Here is a 15,127-nt window from a genome sequence, read left to right on the forward strand (position 1 = left end):
GCCACTCGCTACGACAAGACCACCGAGTCCTACCAGGCCGCCGTCACCCTCGCCTCGCTCCTGATGTGGGCGTGACATTTGAAGACATCTCCTAGGCGCCGAAGGGCCCGCCGGGCGCGCGAGCATCTGCGCCGGGCGGCGTGCGGGTCGTTCCGTCAGGCTTCCGAGCCGTTGGTCCGGTCCGTGCCGTTGGCGCCGCCCTGGCCGCCGCGCGAGCCGCCGCCGAAGACCGTGTCCCGCAGCTTGCCGCCCAAGTCGCCCGCACCGCCCGCGATATCGCGGACCAGGCCCATCAGCGGGTCCTTGCTGTTGCGGACCGACTCGGCGTAATGCGCCGCCGAGTCCCGGAACGAGTCGGACACCGAGGCGTCCTTGTCCTCGTCGCGGCGGGGGTAGTGGCCGTCCATGATCCGCTGGTAGTCGCGGCTGGCCGCCCACTTCTTCAGCTCGGCCGCCCGCACGGTCGTGAACGGGTGGCTGCGCGGCAGGAGGTTGAGGATCTTCAGCACGGAGTCGCGCAGATCGCCGCCCGACTCGTACTCGTCGGCCTGCTTGAGGAAGGCGTCGACGTTCATCTCGTGCAGGTGGTTGCCGCCGGCCAGCTTCATCAGGCCGCGCATCGAGGCCTGGAGGTCCTGGCCGACCAGCAGCCCGGCGCGGTCCGCCGACAGCTCGGACTTGCGGAACCACTCGCGCAGCGCCGTCACGATCGCCATGATCGCGACGTTGCCCAGCGGGATCCAGGCGACCTTCATGGCGAGGTTCGTCAGGAACAGCAGGATCGTGCGGTAGACCGCGTGACCGGAGAGGGCGTGGCCGACCTCGTGGCCGACGACCGCCCGCATCTCCTCCTCGTCGAGCAGCTCGACGAGACCGGTCGTCACCACGATGATCGGCTCGTCCAGGCCGATGCACATCGCGTTGGGCTGCGGGTCCTGATTGACGTACATCGGCGGGACCTTCTCCAGGTCCAGGATGTAGCAGGCGTCGCGCAGCATGTCGTTCAGGTGCGAGAACTGCTGGTCGCTGACGCGCACCGAGTCCGACAGGAACAGCAGCCGGAGGCTGCGCTCCGGCAACAGGCCGCTGAGCGTCTTGAAGACGGTGTCGAACCCGCTGAGCTTGCGCAGGGCGACCAGCGCCGAGCGGTCCGCGGGGTGCTCGTACGACCGCGAGGAGATTCCGGGGAATCGCCGCCGGTCCCGGCTCGGTACACGCGCGCTGCCGTCTGGGCTCTCCGTCATTGGGGCCTCCCCCTCTTCGACTGCGTGAGTTTCAGACTAGAGGACGCCACTGACAGGCGAATGGATGCTCGGGCGTACGCTGGCGATCGCACCAATGACCGCACAGGCCCGTACAAAAGACCCGCCGGGCCGGTACCCGAGGAGCGCCGCCATGCCGCATCCGAGCCTGCTGCTCGCCGCAGCCGAGCAGACCGCCAGGGACGGCGGCCCCGGATGGATCCTGCGCACCGTGATCATCGTGGGTGTGCTCGGTGCCGCCCTGCTCGCGTGGTTCCTGCTGCGCGGCTACGGCCAGGACTGACCGGAAGGGACCGCGCCCCGTCAGGCGTGCGGACGCCGCCGGGCGCATCCGGGTGGAGTCGCCGTGAGCCCGTAGTGGGCCGACGCATACGATGTGGTGGAAGTCTCTGCCCGCACCGAGCCCGGATTGGTCCTGCTGACGATGAGCCTGCACACCACCGCACAGTCCCTGGTTTCCCTCGCCGCCGAACCCGGCCACGAGGGCGGTCACGCCAGCCTCAGCCCTTTCCTGACCGGCGGCGGTGCCCTGTTTGTCCTGCTCCTCCTGCTGTGGGTCACGACCCGCTTCAACCGGGACCGCTGAGCCCCGGCACCCGGCCCCCGGCATCGCGCGCCGCCCAGTAGGGTCTGCACGCATGGGAGAGCACACAGGGCCCGTGAAGCGGCGACTCGGAGTGATGGGCGGGACGTTCGACCCGATCCACCACGGACACCTGGTCGCCGCCAGCGAGGTGGCCAGCCAGTTCCACCTCGACGAGGTCATCTTCGTGCCGACCGGACAGCCGTGGCAGAAGAGCCACAAGAAGGTGTCCCCGGCCGAGGACCGGTATCTGATGACGGTCATCGCGACCGCGTCGAACCCGCAGTTCTCCGTCAGCCGCATCGACATCGACCGCGGCGGCAAGACGTACACGATAGACACGCTGCGTGATCTGCGCGCGGAGCACCGTGACGCGGATCTGTTCTTCATCACCGGCGCCGACGCGCTCAGTCAGATCCTGACCTGGCACGATGCCGCGGAGCTGGTGTCGCTCGCCCACTTCATCGGGGTGACCAGGCCCGGCCACGTCCTTGCGGACCCCGGGCTGCCCGAGGGGGCGGTGTCCCTGGTCGAGGTGCCCGCGCTGGCCATCTCCTCGACCGACTGCCGGGCGCGCGTCGCCCAGGGGGATCCGGTCTGGTACCTGGTGCCGGACGGTGTGGTGCGCTACATCGACAAAAAGCAGCTGTACCGCAACGACCGCTGACGGGGCTGACGGAAAGGGGCACCGGTGAGCGACCGACACGATCCGTACGGGCCGCAGGACCCGTATGCCCGCGACCCTTACGCCCAGGAACAAGGGCAGCAGGGACAGCCGGGCTACACCTACGACGCCTACGGGCAGCCGGTCTACCACGACGCCGCCCGGCCGCCGTACGAACAGCAACACGACCCGTACGGCGGGCACTCCGCCCCGCCCGCCTACGAGGGCTACGACCCGTACGGCACGGCGCAGGGCCACCAGGCGCGGCAGGCCTACCAAGGTCACCAGGGGCACCAGACCGGCGGCGACTACGGCTACGACCCGTACGGCCGCGGCCAGGTCCAGGCCGAACCCGGCTACCCCCAGCAGTACGACCCGTACGGCCGGCCGCAGCAGGCAGCCCCCCAGCAGGCGCCCCCGCAGCAGGTCCCGCCCCAGGAGTGGATCCCTCAGCAGTCCCAGCAGTCGCCGTACGAGCAGCTCTCCTACGAGGAGCAGCGCCACGGCGGACCGGCACCCGGTGGCCGCGAGGACACCCGGCAGCCGGGCGGCGGGCGCCGTGCCCCCTCGGACGGTCCGGCCGCGGAGACGGCGAACGGCCCGGCCGACCGGGCCGGCGGTGCCCCTTCCGGCGACCCGGAGTACCGCACCGAACAGTTCTCCTTCATCGAGGAGCCCGACGAGGACTCCGAAGACGTCATCGACTGGCTGAAGTTCACCGAGAGCCGCACCGAGCGGCGCGAGGAGGCCAAGCGGCGCGGCCGCAGCCGGATCATCGCGCTGTCGGTCGTCCTGGTCCTCCTGGTGGCCGGTGGTGCCGGCTACCTGTGGTGGGCGGGCAAGCTGCCCGGACTGGCCGGGCCGGGCACCGGCCAGGCCGCCGCGGCCGGCGGCCAGAAGCGCGACGTCCTCGTCGTGCACCTGCGGGACACCAAGACGGGCAACAGCTCGACCGCGCTCCTGGTGGACAACGAGACCACCCACAAGGGCACCACCGTCCTGCTGCCCAACAGCCTCGTGGTCCCCAAGGACGACGGCAGCGCCACCACGCTCGGCAAGTCCGTGAAGGCCGACGGCGCCGAGCCCACCCGGGACGCCCTCAACAGCCTCCTGGGGGCCGACCTGAAGGCCACCTGGCGGCTGGACACCCCCTACCTGGAGAACCTCGTCGAGACGGTCGGCGGGATCACCCTCGACACCGACGCCACCGTGCCCGGCGCCAAGAAGGGCGCCTCCCCGGTGGTCAAGCAGGGCCGGGCCCAGGACCTGGGCGGCCAGGCGGCCGTCGCCTACGCCACCTACCAGGCACCCGGCGAGCCGCAGACCCGGCAGCTCCAACGCTTCGGGCAGGTCATGCAGGCGACGCTGAAGAAGGTCTCCAGCGATTCGGACGGCGCCACCGCCACCGTCAAGGCCCTCCTCCAGGTCCTCGACCCGCCGCTGACCGAGGCCCAGCTGGGCAGCTCGCTGGCGCAGCGCGCCGAACTGGCGAAGACCGGCGCCTACCGCACGACCCTGCTGCCCGTACAGGCCGACGGCACGCTCAGCCAGACCACCGCGGCCGGCGTCGTCAAGGACGTGCTCGGCGGCACGGTCAAGAAGACCGCCCCCGACACCACCGCCCGGGTGGCCGTCCGCAACGCCACCGGCAACAAGGCGGCGACCGGAAAGGCGCAGGTCGCCCTGCTCAACGGCGGCTACACCTTCGTCGACGACGGCACGGCGGGCGCGGCCCGGGCCGCCTCCCAGGTCACGTACGCGGACGCCGCCGCCAAGGCGAAGGCCACCGAGGTCGCCAAGACGCTGGGCCTGCCGGCGGGCGCGGTCCGGCAGGGCAAGGGCGCCGGGAACGCCGACATCACGGTGGTCCTCGGCCAGGACTACAGGGGCTGACGGAAGGGGCGGGCGGTCCGCCGCAGGACCGGCCCGCCCCGTCCGGTCACCGGTGGGCGGGAGCCGCCGCCACCGCTCTGACCAGCCCGGATGCGCGATCTGACCCGCTGGTTCGAAAACCCTGCCGGGAGTGTCGGTGGTCCGTGAGACCCTTGAGGGGTACCTGACCGCCGATCCGGTTGCCCACGGGGACCGCGGCGCGCGCCGCGGCGGGGCCGAGCCCCCCGCCCCGTGACCGGCCGGAGAAGCAGCCCTCGACCCGGAAAGCCGCTTGTGACCGCCACGGACCGCTCCATCGAGCTCATCAACGCCGCAGCCCAGGCCGCGGCCGACAAGCTCGCGCACGACATCATCGCGTACGACGTCAGTGACGTCCTCTCGATCACCGATGCCTTCCTGCTGGCCTCGGCCCCCAGCGACCGCCAGGTGAAGGCGATCGTCGACGAGATCGAGGAACGCCTCTCCAAGGAGCTCGGCGCCAAGCCGGTCCGCCGCGAGGGCGACCGTGAGGCCCGCTGGGTGCTGCTCGACTACGTCGACATCGTCGTGCACATCCAGCACAGCGAGGAGCGCGTGTTCTACGCGCTCGAGCGGCTGTGGAAGGACTGCCCGGAGATCGGCCTCCCCGAGGACGCCAAGGCCACCCGCGGCAAGGCCGCCGCGCACGCCGAGGCCGCCGCGGGCGGGCAGGACGGAGAGCTGCTCTGAACGGCACGAAGCGGGTGCCGGGCCGCCGCATCGTCCTGTGGCGGCACGGCCAGACGGCCTGGAATCTGGAGCGCCGCTTCCAGGGCTCCACGGACATCGAGCTGACGGACGCGGGGCTGGCCCAGGCCCGGCGCTCGGCCCGGCTGCTGGCCGCCCTGCGGCCGGACGCGATCATCGCCTCCGACCTCAGCCGCGCGGCCGCCACGGCGAACGAGCTCGCCGCGCTCACCCGGCTCGACGTGACCCATGACGCGGCCCTGCGCGAGACGTACGCGGGTTCCTGGCAGGGGCTCACCCACGAGGAGATCCTCGCGCGCTACGGCGAGGAGTACACCGCCTGGAAGCGCGGTGAGCCGGTGCGGCGCGGCGGCGGCGAGCTGGAGACCGAGGTGGCCGACCGGGCCGCCCCCGTGGTGCTCAACCACGCCGACAAACTGCCCGAGAACGGCACCCTGGTCGTCGTCAGCCACGGCGGCACGATCCGCACCACCATCGGGCGGCTGCTCGGCCTGGAGGCCCACCACTGGGAGGGCCTGGGCGGTCTGTCGAACTGCTGCTGGTCCGTGCTCGGCGAGGGCGCGCGCGGCTGGCGCCTGTTGGAGCACAACGCCGGCACCCTGCCGGAGCCGGTGCTCGGCGACGACGTCTGACCCCCGCCGGTGGCCCCGGCGGACCCGGATTTCACATCTGGGCAGGTCGCAGGCTAAAGTTCATCTTGTTCGCGGCGCCGCCGGGGAAAACCCCGGAGGAGCGGAACAAGACCCGGGGCTATAGCTCAGTTGGTAGAGCGCCTGCATGGCATGCAGGAGGTCAGGAGTTCAATTCTCCTTAGCTCCACAACCCGGATGATCCCGCCTCCAGATGGAGGCGGGATCATTGCGTATGTGCGGACCCGCGCAGGGCCCGGCCCGCTGTGAAGACGGACCTGACCTGGTGGGCCGTCCGTGGCAGAATCGGACGGCGCCGCCAGGGGAGGAGAGACAGCGATGCCCACGAGCATCCTCGGGGAGGTCGACGGCCTGCTCGACGTCGCTGCGGCGGGCGCCTGCCACGGCTCTGCCCTGCAGTGCCCCTCGTGCGGGTCGTCGCACGTCGCCCAGGTGCTGGGCGACAACGGCGGCATCTCCTTCGTTTGTACGGCCTGCGGCCACAGTTGGAGCTGATGGATGGGCGCCCACAGCAGGAAATGCGACTGGTGCGGCAGCGGAACGCCGATCGTGCGCGACATGGAACCGGTCAACACCGACTACCAGTACTGGTGCGAGGAATGCGCCCGCGCCCTGGTCATAAAGGGCGACCCGATCGAGACCTACCGGGAGCTCGACGGGGAGCCGATCTACGGGCGGCTGCTCGACGAGCACTGCACGCTCAAGCGCTTCTACTCGTTCGCCACGGCCTGACCGGCGTCGCCCGCCAACTGGCGCGCGTTCCGAACACTTTGGGACGGACGAGCGCGCCGTTCTGACCCCCTCCCGAGCATCCCCGGAGCCTTCCGGGCACTTCCGTACGGTTCCGGGCGGGCGGAACTGCCGTGGGCCCGCACGGCGTTGGACCGGTCGACGGCGTACCGACCTGCGCCCCGGCAGATCCCCGACGGGCCGCCCGGCACGTCAATCGTGGGTGGTGGGGGAGTGGTTGGCCCGCCACAGCCGGGTCCCGGCCAGCGCCAGCACGGCCAGCCCGGCGAGCGGATAGACGTCGGAGAGCAGCATCTGGAGGCCGTCCTGGTGCAGTTCCTGGTGCTGGTGCCAGCGGTGCGGCACCCACCACAGCGCGAAGGAGCAGAAGAGGAGGCCGAGCGTGACGGTCGTCACCCACCAGCGGCGCGCGCGGGTGCCGGTCCGGTCGAGCGCCTCGGATCCGAGCAGGACCAGCATCGGCACGCACCACACCCAGTGGTGGGACCAGGAGACCGGGCTGATGAGGAGGGCGGTCGCGGCGCAGGCGATGGCCGCCCAGGCGCGCCCGCCGTCGGCCGGGGAGGCCGGTGACCCGCGCAGCAGTGCCCCGGCGGCCAGGGCCAGGCCCGCGAGCGCGGTCAGCCCGGCCAGTACGGCCCAGGAGGCGCCGGGGTCGTGGGTGTGCAGCAGCCGGGCGAGCGCGCCGCGCAGTGACTGGTTCGCGGTGATCTCCACCTCACCGACCCGGTCGGCGGCGAACACGATTCCCGTCCAGAAGCGGTGCGAGTCGCGGGGCAGCGCGAGGGCGGAGAGGAGGGCGGTGGCGAGGAAGGTCACGACCGCGACGGCGGCCTGCCGCAGCCAGGGGTTCCAGGCGGCGCGCGGACCGGCGCCGGAGCGCAGGCGCTGCCCGGCCCGTACGGCGCCGGCCACGGTCAGGAAGACGGCGAACAGTGCCGGTGTGAGCTTGATGCCGGCCGCGATACCGATGCCGATACCCGCGAGGCGGTGGGTGTCCTTGCGGGTCAGGTCCCACAGTACTAGCGCGGCGAGCAGCAGGTTGATCTGGCCGTAGCGCAGCGTCGTCCACACCGGCTCGCACCACACCAGCAGTGCCGAGACCGCCAGGGTGGCGGCCGGCCGGGGCAGCCGGCGGGGCCGGTCCGCAAGGCGCAGCGAGAGGCCGACGACCGCGACGAGCAGCAGCAGGTTCCCGGCGGTGGCCAGGGTGCGCATCGCCGGGACGCCGAGCAGGGTGAGCGGGGTGAAGAGCAGTGCCGCGAAGGGCGGGTAGGTGTTGGGCAGGTGGGCCGAGGTGGCCACCATGTCGTAGAGGGACTCGCCGTTGCGGACGGTCAGCCCTTCGGCCCGGTAGACCATGAGGTCGATCATCGTGACGTGCGCGAGCCGCTGGGCGATCCAGAAGGCGGTGAAGGAGACCAGGCAGGCCAGCGCCGCCGCGGCCGTCGGGTGGCGGCGCAGGACGCCCTTGCCGGGGTGCGGGCCGCCGGGGTCCGTGGACTGTTCCAGCTCCAGCGCGGTCACGGCGTACGGCTCCCCCAGGACGAATCGGGCACGGCCTGCCGACAGTACCGCGCGCCCCGTCCGCGGGCCCCCGGGAGAACGATTTGGCAGAAGGCGGGGAGGTCCGTGTAATGTAGGCGATGCCGCAGCGGGGAACCGGGCGGAAAACAAAATCTGGGGCTATAGCTCAGTTGGTAGAGCGCCTGCATGGCATGCAGGAGGTCAGGAGTTCAATTCTCCTTAGCTCCACAAGAACAAAGCAGGCCGTCCATTGCGGACGGCCTGCTTTGCTGTGTGCGCCCGGCTCCCGGGTGGGGCGAGTGCTCGGCGGGCGGAGCCGGCGGGGGTGACGGCCGGTCAAGTCCCTGTCCGCTATGGCGGATTCAATGTTCGCCGGATGGTCATTCCTGACCAGTCCTTGTCATTCCTTGGCCTCTTCTTGGTGATCACATTCCCCTGACATGAACAGTTCACCGAGAGAGTGGCGAATCGCGTGAGCGTCACATCCACCGCATGCACCGCTCGTGAGGTGCCGCGCATCGGCGCACCGGCGCACCGCGTCACCCCGCAGCGCATCGCATCGCCACAGCAGGGGGTTACATGAGATCAAGCCACACCGGATCACCGCGCGTCCGCGCCGGTCTGGCCTGGGCAGCCGCGCTGCCCTTGGTCGCCGGCGCGCTCGCACTCGGCGCGCCCGCCGCCGACGCCGCGGGCCACGACGGTGGCCGGCACGCACTGCTGGGCACCAAGCCCCTCTGGGCCACCCAGAAGGCCGACCAGGGCGCCACCGCGGACTCGGCGGCCGTCACCGCCCGGGTCTACCTCGCCGGCCGCGACGCCAAGGGCCTGGCGGCCTACGCCCGGGCCGTGTCCGACCCGCACTCGGCCGCGTACGGGAAGTACCTGAGCCCCGCCCAGACGCGGGCGCGCTTCGGCGCCACCCGTGACCAGATAGCCAAGGTGACCGACTGGCTGACGAAGTCCGGCCTGAAGGTCACCGGCTCCACCCACCGCTACCTCACGGTCCAGGGCGACGCGGCCGCCGCCGAGCAGGCCTTCGCCACCGACCTGCACAACTACCGCAAGGACGGGCACACTTACCACGCCCCGTCGACCACCGCCTCCGCGCCCGCCACGCTGGCCGACGCGGTGCTGACGGTCACCGGCCTGGACAACGCGCCGAAGCTCGCCAAGCACCACTCCGGCGAACTGCCGCCCCCGGAGGACGTCTTCCGGAACTCCGGCCCGTTCTCCTCGTACTACGGCTCGCGCACCAACAAGAGCCTGCCGTCCGCCTACGGGAGCAAGGCGCCGTACGCGGTCAAGGGCTACACCGGCAAGCAGCTGCGGGCCGCCTACGGGGCGAAGAAGTGGACCGGCAAGGGCGTCACCGTCGCGATCACCGACGCCTTCGCCTCGCCGACGATCTCCAAGGACGCCGCCACGTACGCCGCCCGCAACGGTGACGCCGCGTACCGCCGTGGCCAGCTCTCCCAGGTGCTGCCCGACAAGTACACGCACATCAAGGAGTGCGGCGCGGCCGGCTGGTACGGCGAGGAGACCCTCGACGTCGAGGCCGTCCACGCGATCGCCCCGGCCTCCGACGTCGTCTACGTCGGCGCCTCCTCCTGCATGGACGACGACCTGATCGACTCGCTCGGCAAGATCGTCGACGGGCACCTCGCCGACATCGTCTCCAACTCCTGGGGCGACATCGAGGCGAACGAGACCCCGGACGTGGCCGCCGCCTACGACCAGCTCTTCCAGCAGGGCGCGGTCCAGGGCATCGGCTTCTACTTCTCCTCCGGCGACAACGGTGACGAGGTCGCCAACACCGGCACCAAGCAGGTCGACACCCCGGCGAACTCCGCCTGGGTGACCGCCGTCGGCGGCACCTCCCTGGCCGTCGGCAAGCACGACAAGTACCAGTGGGAGACCGGCTGGGGCACCCAGAAGGCGCTGCTCTCCAAGGACGGCAACAGCTGGGCCGGCTTCCCCGGCGCCTTCAACGGCGGCGCCGGCGGCGGCGTCAGCAAGACCGTCGCGCAGCCCTTCTACCAGCGCGGCATCGTTCCGGACTCGCTGTCCAACACCCTCCTGAAGGGCCGGATGCGCACCGTTCCGGACATCTCCGCGGTCGCCGACCCCAACACCGGCTTCCTGGTGGGCCAGACCCAGACCCTGCCCGGCGGCAAGCTCGGCTACGACGAGTACCGCATCGGCGGCACCTCCCTGGCCGCCCCGGTCATCGCCGGCGTCCAGGCGCTCGCCCAGCAGGCCCGGCACGGTGTGGCCATCGGCTTCGCCAACCCCGGCATCTACCAGCGCTACGGCACGTCCGCCTACCACGACGTCACCGACCACCCGCTGGGCGCCGGACGTGACCTCGCCGTCGTCCGCGTGGACTACGTCAACGGCACCGACAACAGCGCGGGCACCACGACCTCGCTGCGCAGCCTCGGCAAGGACAGCTCCCTGCACGCCGTCGTCGGCTACGACGACGTCACCGGCGTGGGCAGCCCCAGCGCCGGCTACGTGAGCTCCTACCGTCCCTGACGGACCGGCGCGGCCCGCGCCGGGGGGAATCCTCGGCGCGGGCCCCGCACGCCCTGCGGTACCCTGGCGCCATGCGTGCCGTACGCCTTCTGCTTAGCGGGCCGCGCTGATCAGTGCCGACGGATGACAGACCCGTCGGAATCGGCGCGGCGTCCCCTCCTGTGCGAGGGGTCTTTTTGTTTCCGGAGTTCCGGGGGCAGGGTCCGGGACACGTTCCGGGACAAGGCGCGTTTCCGCAGGCAGAGACGATCGATGGAGCTTTGAGGACGATGAGCGAGACGACCACCGCTGCCGAGGTGGCAGCGCCGCACCGCTATACGGCCGCGCTGGCCGCCGACATCGAGGCACGCTGGCAGGACTTCTGGGAGAAGGACGGGACCTACGAGGCCCCGAACGCGAGCGGGGAGCTGGCCGGCGACCCGGAGCTGGTGGCCCGCCCCAAGAAGTTCATCATGGACATGTTCCCCTACCCGTCGGGCGCCGGTCTGCACGTCGGCCACCCCCTGGGGTTCATCGCCACCGACGTCTACGCCCGCCACCAGCGCATGACGGGCCACAACGTCCTGCACACCCTGGGCTTCGACGCCTTCGGCCTGCCCGCCGAGCAGTACGCCGTCCAGACCGGCACCCACCCGCGGGTCTCCACCGAGGCCAACATCGTCAACATGCGCCGCCAGCTGCGCCGGCTGGGCCTGGGCCACGACCCGCGCCGCTCGGTCGAGACGATCGACCCGGCGTACTACAAGTGGACCCAGTGGATCTTCCTGCAGATCTTCAACTCCTGGTACGACCCGGAGGCGGACGCCGCCCGCCCGATCGACACCCTGGTCGCCCAGTTCGAGGCCGGCACCCGCCCGACCCCCGACGGCCGCCCCTGGGCCGAGCTGGGCGTCACCGAGCGCGCCGACATCCTGGGCGAGTACCGCCTGGCGTACGCCTCTGACGCGCCGGTCAACTGGTGCCCCGGCCTGGGCACCGTACTGGCCAACGAGGAGGTCACCGCCGAGGGCCGTTCCGAGCGCGGCAACTACCCGGTCTTCAAGGCCAAGCTGCGCCAGTGGAACATGCGCATCACCGCCTACGCCGACCGGCTGCTGCGCGACCTGGACGCGCTGGACTGGCCGGAGGCCATCAAGCTGCAGCAGCGCAACTGGATCGGCCGCTCCGAGGGCGCCCGGGTCGACTTCCCGGTGGGCGACGACAAGATCACCGTCTTCACCACCCGTCAGGACACCCTGTTCGGCGCCACGTACATGGTGCTGGCCCCCGAGCACCCGCTGATCGCCGGCTCCGAGAACGGCAACACCACCGGCACCATCGTCCCCGGCGCCTGGCCCGAGGGCACCCACGACGTGTGGACCGGCGGCCACGCCACCCCGCGCGAGGCCGTCGCCGCCTACCGCAAGCAGGCCGCCGCCAAGTCCGACCTGGAGCGGCAGGCCGAGGCCAAGGACAAGACCGGCGTCTTCACCGGTGCCTTCGCCACCAACCCGGTCAGCGGCGAGCAGGTCCCGGTCTTCATCGCCGACTACGTCCTGATGGGCTACGGCACCGGCGCGATCATGGCCGTGCCCGCGCACGACACCCGCGACTTCGCCTTCGCCCGCGCCTTCGAGCTGCCCATGCGCTGCGTCGTCGAGCCGACGGACGGCCGCGGCACCGACCCCGCCACCTGGGACGACGCCTTCGCCTCGTACGACGCCAAGATCGTCAACTCGTCCGGCGACAGCATCTCGCTGGACGGCCTGGGCGTCACCGAGGCCAAGGCGAAGATCACCGACTGGCTGGCCGAGCGCGGCATCGGCGAGGGCACCGTCAACTTCCGGCTGCGCGACTGGCTGTTCAGCCGCCAGCGCTACTGGGGCGAGCCGTTCCCGATCGTCTACGACGAGGACGGCGTGGCGCACGCGCTGCCCGAGTCGATGCTGCCGCTGGAACTGCCCGAGGTCGAGGACTACTCCCCGCGCACCTTCGACCCGGACGACGCCGACACCCAGCCCGAGACCCCGCTGTCCCGCAACGAGGACTGGGTCAACGTCGAGCTGGACCTGGGCGACGGCCGGGGCGTGCGGCGCTACCGCCGCGAGACCAACACCATGCCCAACTGGGCCGGTTCCTGCTGGTACGAGCTGCGCTACCTGGACCCCCGCAACGACGACGCGCTGGTCGACCCGGCCGTCGAGCAGTACTGGATGGGACCGCGCGACGGACAGCCGGCCGGCGGTGTCGACCTGTACGTGGGCGGCGCCGAACACGCCGTGCTGCACCTGCTGTACGCCCGTTTCTGGTCCAAGGTGCTGCACGACCTGGGGCACGTCTCGTCCTCCGAGCCGTTCCACAAGCTGTACAACCAGGGCATGATCCAGGCCTTCGTCTACCGGGACAGCCGCGGTATCGCCGTCCCGGCCGCCGAGGTCGAGGAGCGGGACGGCGCCTACTACTACCAGGGCGACAAGGTCAGCCGCCTGCTGGGCAAGATGGGCAAGTCCCTGAAGAACGCCGTCACCCCCGACGAGATCTGCGCCGAATACGGTGCGGACACCCTGCGCCTGTACGAGATGGCGATGGGCCCGCTGGACGTGTCGCGGCCGTGGGACACCCGGGCGGTCGTCGGCCAGTACCGCCTGCTGCAGCGCCTGTGGCGCAACGTCGTCGACGAGGCGACCGGTGAGGTCACCGTCGCGGACGTGCCCGAGTCGGACATCGACGTGGACACCCTGCGCGCCCTGCACAAGGCCATCGACGGGGTCGGCCAGGACCTGGCGAACCTGCGCTTCAACACCGCCATCGCCAAGGTCACCGAGCTGAACAACCACCTGACCAAGACGGGCGGCCCGGTCCCGCGCACGGTCGCGGAGCGGCTGGTCCTGCTGATCGCCCCGCTGGCCCCGCACATCGCCGAGGAGCTGTGGCGCAAGCTGGGCCACACCGACTCGGTGGTCCACGCGGACTTCCCGGTCGCGGACCCGGCGTACGTCGTGGACGAGACCGTGACCTGCGTCGTCCAGATCAAGGGCAAGGTCAAGGCCCGCCTGGAGGTCGCCCCGTCGATCTCCGACGCCGACCTGGAGGCGACCGCACTGGCCGAGCCGGCGGTGGTCGCGGCGCTGAACGGCGCGGACATCCGCAAGGTCATCGTCCGCGCCCCGAAGCTGGTGAACATCGTCCCGGCGTGAGCCATCGGCGGTGCGTGCCGGTACGTGTGGACGTCGGCCATCGACGGCGCCTGTCGGCCCGTGAGGACGTGAGCGGCGGGCGCCGGCCGGGGCGGGCAGCAGGCCGGCTGAACGCGGTATAGGGGGTTTCCCCTACGGGCAGGTTGGGGGTTCTTCCGGACCCCGCAACCTGCCCTTTCCGTTTACGGTGGAAGGACACGGCGCGGGCGAAAGTCCGGCGCCACCGACACGCCTGGGGGAGAACCCATGGAAGCCGCCGCCGCCATCATCGGACTGCTCTTCGTGCTGTTCGTCCTGGCCGGCGTGCTCCTGACGGTCAAGGCCGTGAAGGCGACCAAGCGCGGCGTGGACCGTACGGTCGCCCAGGCGCGCAGGACGGTAGAGGACACCACCCTCCGGGCCCGGCAGCTCGCCCAGCCCGGCGTGGTCGGCGAGCTGGCCCAGCTGCGGCTGTCGCTCAGAACGTCCATGCGGGCCACCCAGGACGTGCTGTACGGGGGCCCTCCGGACGATGCCTCCCTGAGCGAGGCGATCGGCCTGTTCGAGCGGCTGAGTGCCCATGGCCACGAGCTTGACGCCGACCTCAAACGCCTCGAACGCGAGCCGGACCGGGCCACCATCGCCGCCCGCCTCCCGGAGCTGAGGGAGCGCATGGAGCGGATCACGCACTCCGCCGAGTCGCTCCGCTGGGCCGCCCGCGACCGGGCACGCAAGTTCGCCGATGACGACCTCGCGGCGCTGACCGACCAGATCGACGTCGAGGCGGGCGCCTTGCGCCACTGGACCCAGGCCCCTGACGAGCCGGGGAGAGACCAGGACGGCCAAGGTGGGGGCTGGGGTCGCTCCGGGGACGTTCCGGGGGCGGGGCAGGGGGCGTCGTCCGACGGTCACCGCCCGGGGGTGCCGGAGGGCGAGGATGAGCAGCAGCGGGCGATCACCGCGCGCGACGACCGCAGCCGGCCGACGTACCCGTGGGAGAAGACCCCGCGGCCGGAAGGCGTAGCGACTCCGCGGCCGGAGGGCAGGGGCGGGAGCGGGGGTACGGGAGCGGGCACCGGTTCCGGTACCGGTACGACCAAGACTTGAGTGATGCGAGGTGGAGGAGGCGGGTGGGGGCGGGGCGGGGCCCCGGGGAAGCCCCATCCCACCCACGGCCATAGGGGACACCCACGGTCAAAGGGGAGGCCCACGGGAGCCCGTCACCAGGGGTCGCCCACCGGAAGAGTCCGTCACCAGGGGACGCCCACCGGAAGAGCCCGCCGCCCGGGTGCGCCCACCGGAGTGCCCGGGCGACCGTGGCTGTCGCGGGGGACATGACGAGGGCCGTCGCGAGGGCATCGCGGAGGTGATGCTTCCGT

At 71.5% G+C, this 15,127-nt stretch carries 13 protein-coding genes and 2 tRNA genes; 13 read left to right on the forward strand and 2 right to left on the reverse strand.

Annotation, left to right across the window (positions count from 1 at the left end):
• Nucleotides 1-155 precede the first annotated feature (155 nt).
• Nucleotides 156-1,244 (reverse strand): M48 family metallopeptidase, encoded by a 1,089-nt coding sequence (locus ACGF4C_RS18710; protein ID WP_393567531.1) that lies wholly within the window; start codon nucleotides 1,242-1,244, stop codon nucleotides 156-158.
• 151 nt (nucleotides 1,245-1,395) lie between these two features.
• Between ACGF4C_RS18710 and ACGF4C_RS18715 the strand changes: the two genes are divergently transcribed.
• The 9 genes from ACGF4C_RS18715 to ACGF4C_RS18755 all read left to right on the forward strand — a co-directional run bounded on the left by ACGF4C_RS18715 (nucleotide 1,396) and on the right by ACGF4C_RS18755 (nucleotide 6,510).
• Nucleotides 1,396-1,545 (forward strand): hypothetical protein, encoded by a 150-nt coding sequence (locus ACGF4C_RS18715; protein WP_393567532.1) that lies wholly within the window; start codon nucleotides 1,396-1,398, stop codon nucleotides 1,543-1,545.
• 93 nt (nucleotides 1,546-1,638) lie between these two features.
• A complete protein-coding gene (locus ACGF4C_RS18720; protein WP_236680772.1) occupies nucleotides 1,639-1,848 on the forward strand; it encodes a hypothetical protein in 210 nt (69 codons plus the stop codon).
• Nucleotides 1,849-1,900: 52 nt separating this feature from the next.
• Nucleotides 1,901-2,512, forward strand: a complete 612-nt coding sequence (gene nadD, locus ACGF4C_RS18725; protein ID WP_051798734.1) for a nicotinate-nucleotide adenylyltransferase — start codon at nucleotides 1,901-1,903, stop codon at nucleotides 2,510-2,512.
• Between the two features lie 24 nt (nucleotides 2,513-2,536).
• The gene (locus ACGF4C_RS18730; RefSeq protein WP_393567534.1) at nucleotides 2,537-4,402 is read left to right on the forward strand and encodes an LCP family protein; all 1,866 of its coding nucleotides are present in this window, start codon (nucleotides 2,537-2,539) and stop codon (nucleotides 4,400-4,402) included.
• 273 nt (nucleotides 4,403-4,675) lie between these two features.
• Nucleotides 4,676-5,110: a ribosome silencing factor gene (rsfS, locus tag ACGF4C_RS18735; protein ID WP_393567535.1), complete on the forward strand. Its 435-nt coding sequence runs from the start codon at nucleotides 4,676-4,678 to the stop codon at nucleotides 5,108-5,110.
• A gap of 14 nt (nucleotides 5,111-5,124) precedes the next feature.
• Nucleotides 5,125-5,760, forward strand: coding sequence for a histidine phosphatase family protein (locus ACGF4C_RS18740; RefSeq protein ID WP_234442158.1), 636 nt, complete (start codon nucleotides 5,125-5,127; stop codon nucleotides 5,758-5,760).
• A gap of 114 nt (nucleotides 5,761-5,874) precedes the next feature.
• Nucleotides 5,875-5,947 (forward strand) — tRNA-Ala (locus tag ACGF4C_RS18745).
• A gap of 149 nt (nucleotides 5,948-6,096) precedes the next feature.
• Nucleotides 6,097-6,273, forward strand: coding sequence for a hypothetical protein (locus tag ACGF4C_RS18750; RefSeq protein WP_393567537.1), 177 nt, complete (start codon nucleotides 6,097-6,099; stop codon nucleotides 6,271-6,273).
• A 3-nt stretch (nucleotides 6,274-6,276) separates the two neighbouring features.
• Nucleotides 6,277-6,510, forward strand: coding sequence for a hypothetical protein (locus ACGF4C_RS18755; RefSeq protein ID WP_030413843.1), 234 nt, complete (start codon nucleotides 6,277-6,279; stop codon nucleotides 6,508-6,510).
• A 210-nt stretch (nucleotides 6,511-6,720) separates the two neighbouring features.
• Here ACGF4C_RS18755 and ACGF4C_RS18760 read toward each other — a convergent pair whose 3' ends face one another.
• A complete protein-coding gene (locus ACGF4C_RS18760; RefSeq protein ID WP_393567539.1) occupies nucleotides 6,721-8,055 on the reverse strand; it encodes a glycosyltransferase 87 family protein in 1,335 nt (444 codons plus the stop codon).
• Between the two features lie 155 nt (nucleotides 8,056-8,210).
• On the opposite strand from ACGF4C_RS18760, the gene ACGF4C_RS18765 reads away from it, so the two are divergent.
• From ACGF4C_RS18765 to ACGF4C_RS18780, 4 genes are all read left to right on the forward strand, one after another.
• Nucleotides 8,211-8,283: transfer RNA gene (locus ACGF4C_RS18765), tRNA-Ala, on the forward strand.
• Nucleotides 8,284-8,634: 351 nt separating this feature from the next.
• Nucleotides 8,635-10,593: a protease pro-enzyme activation domain-containing protein gene (locus ACGF4C_RS18770; RefSeq protein WP_393567541.1), complete on the forward strand. Its 1,959-nt coding sequence runs from the start codon at nucleotides 8,635-8,637 to the stop codon at nucleotides 10,591-10,593.
• A 269-nt stretch (nucleotides 10,594-10,862) separates the two neighbouring features.
• Nucleotides 10,863-13,769 (forward strand): leucine--tRNA ligase, encoded by a 2,907-nt coding sequence (locus tag ACGF4C_RS18775; protein ID WP_393567543.1) that lies wholly within the window; start codon nucleotides 10,863-10,865, stop codon nucleotides 13,767-13,769.
• Nucleotides 13,770-14,015: 246 nt separating this feature from the next.
• Nucleotides 14,016-14,855, forward strand: coding sequence for a hypothetical protein (locus tag ACGF4C_RS18780; RefSeq protein WP_393567544.1), 840 nt, complete (start codon nucleotides 14,016-14,018; stop codon nucleotides 14,853-14,855).
• Nucleotides 14,856-15,127 lie beyond the last annotated feature (272 nt).

The organism is Streptomyces sp. NPDC048197, from assembly GCF_043202395.1.
Classification (GTDB): Bacteria; Actinomycetota; Actinomycetes; order Streptomycetales; family Streptomycetaceae; genus Streptomyces; species Streptomyces siderophoricus.

What these genes read in the sequence shown, in the direction of transcription:
- ACGF4C_RS18710 (WP_393567531.1), bottom strand. Translation starts at nt 1,244, where the DNA reads ATGACGGAGAGCCCAGACGGCAGCGCGCGTGTACCGAGCCGGGACCGG.
- ACGF4C_RS18715 (WP_393567532.1), top strand. Translation starts at nt 1,396, where the DNA reads ATGCCGCATCCGAGCCTGCTGCTCGCCGCAGCCGAGCAGACCGCCAGG.
- nadD (WP_051798734.1), top strand. Translation starts at nt 1,901, where the DNA reads ATGGGAGAGCACACAGGGCCCGTGAAGCGGCGACTCGGAGTGATGGGC.
- ACGF4C_RS18750 (WP_393567537.1), top strand. Translation starts at nt 6,097, where the DNA reads ATGCCCACGAGCATCCTCGGGGAGGTCGACGGCCTGCTCGACGTCGCT.
- ACGF4C_RS18755 (WP_030413843.1), top strand. Translation starts at nt 6,277, where the DNA reads ATGGGCGCCCACAGCAGGAAATGCGACTGGTGCGGCAGCGGAACGCCG.
- ACGF4C_RS18770 (WP_393567541.1), top strand. Translation starts at nt 8,635, where the DNA reads ATGAGATCAAGCCACACCGGATCACCGCGCGTCCGCGCCGGTCTGGCC.
- ACGF4C_RS18775 (WP_393567543.1), top strand. Translation starts at nt 10,863, where the DNA reads ATGAGCGAGACGACCACCGCTGCCGAGGTGGCAGCGCCGCACCGCTAT.
- ACGF4C_RS18780 (WP_393567544.1), top strand. Translation starts at nt 14,016, where the DNA reads ATGGAAGCCGCCGCCGCCATCATCGGACTGCTCTTCGTGCTGTTCGTC.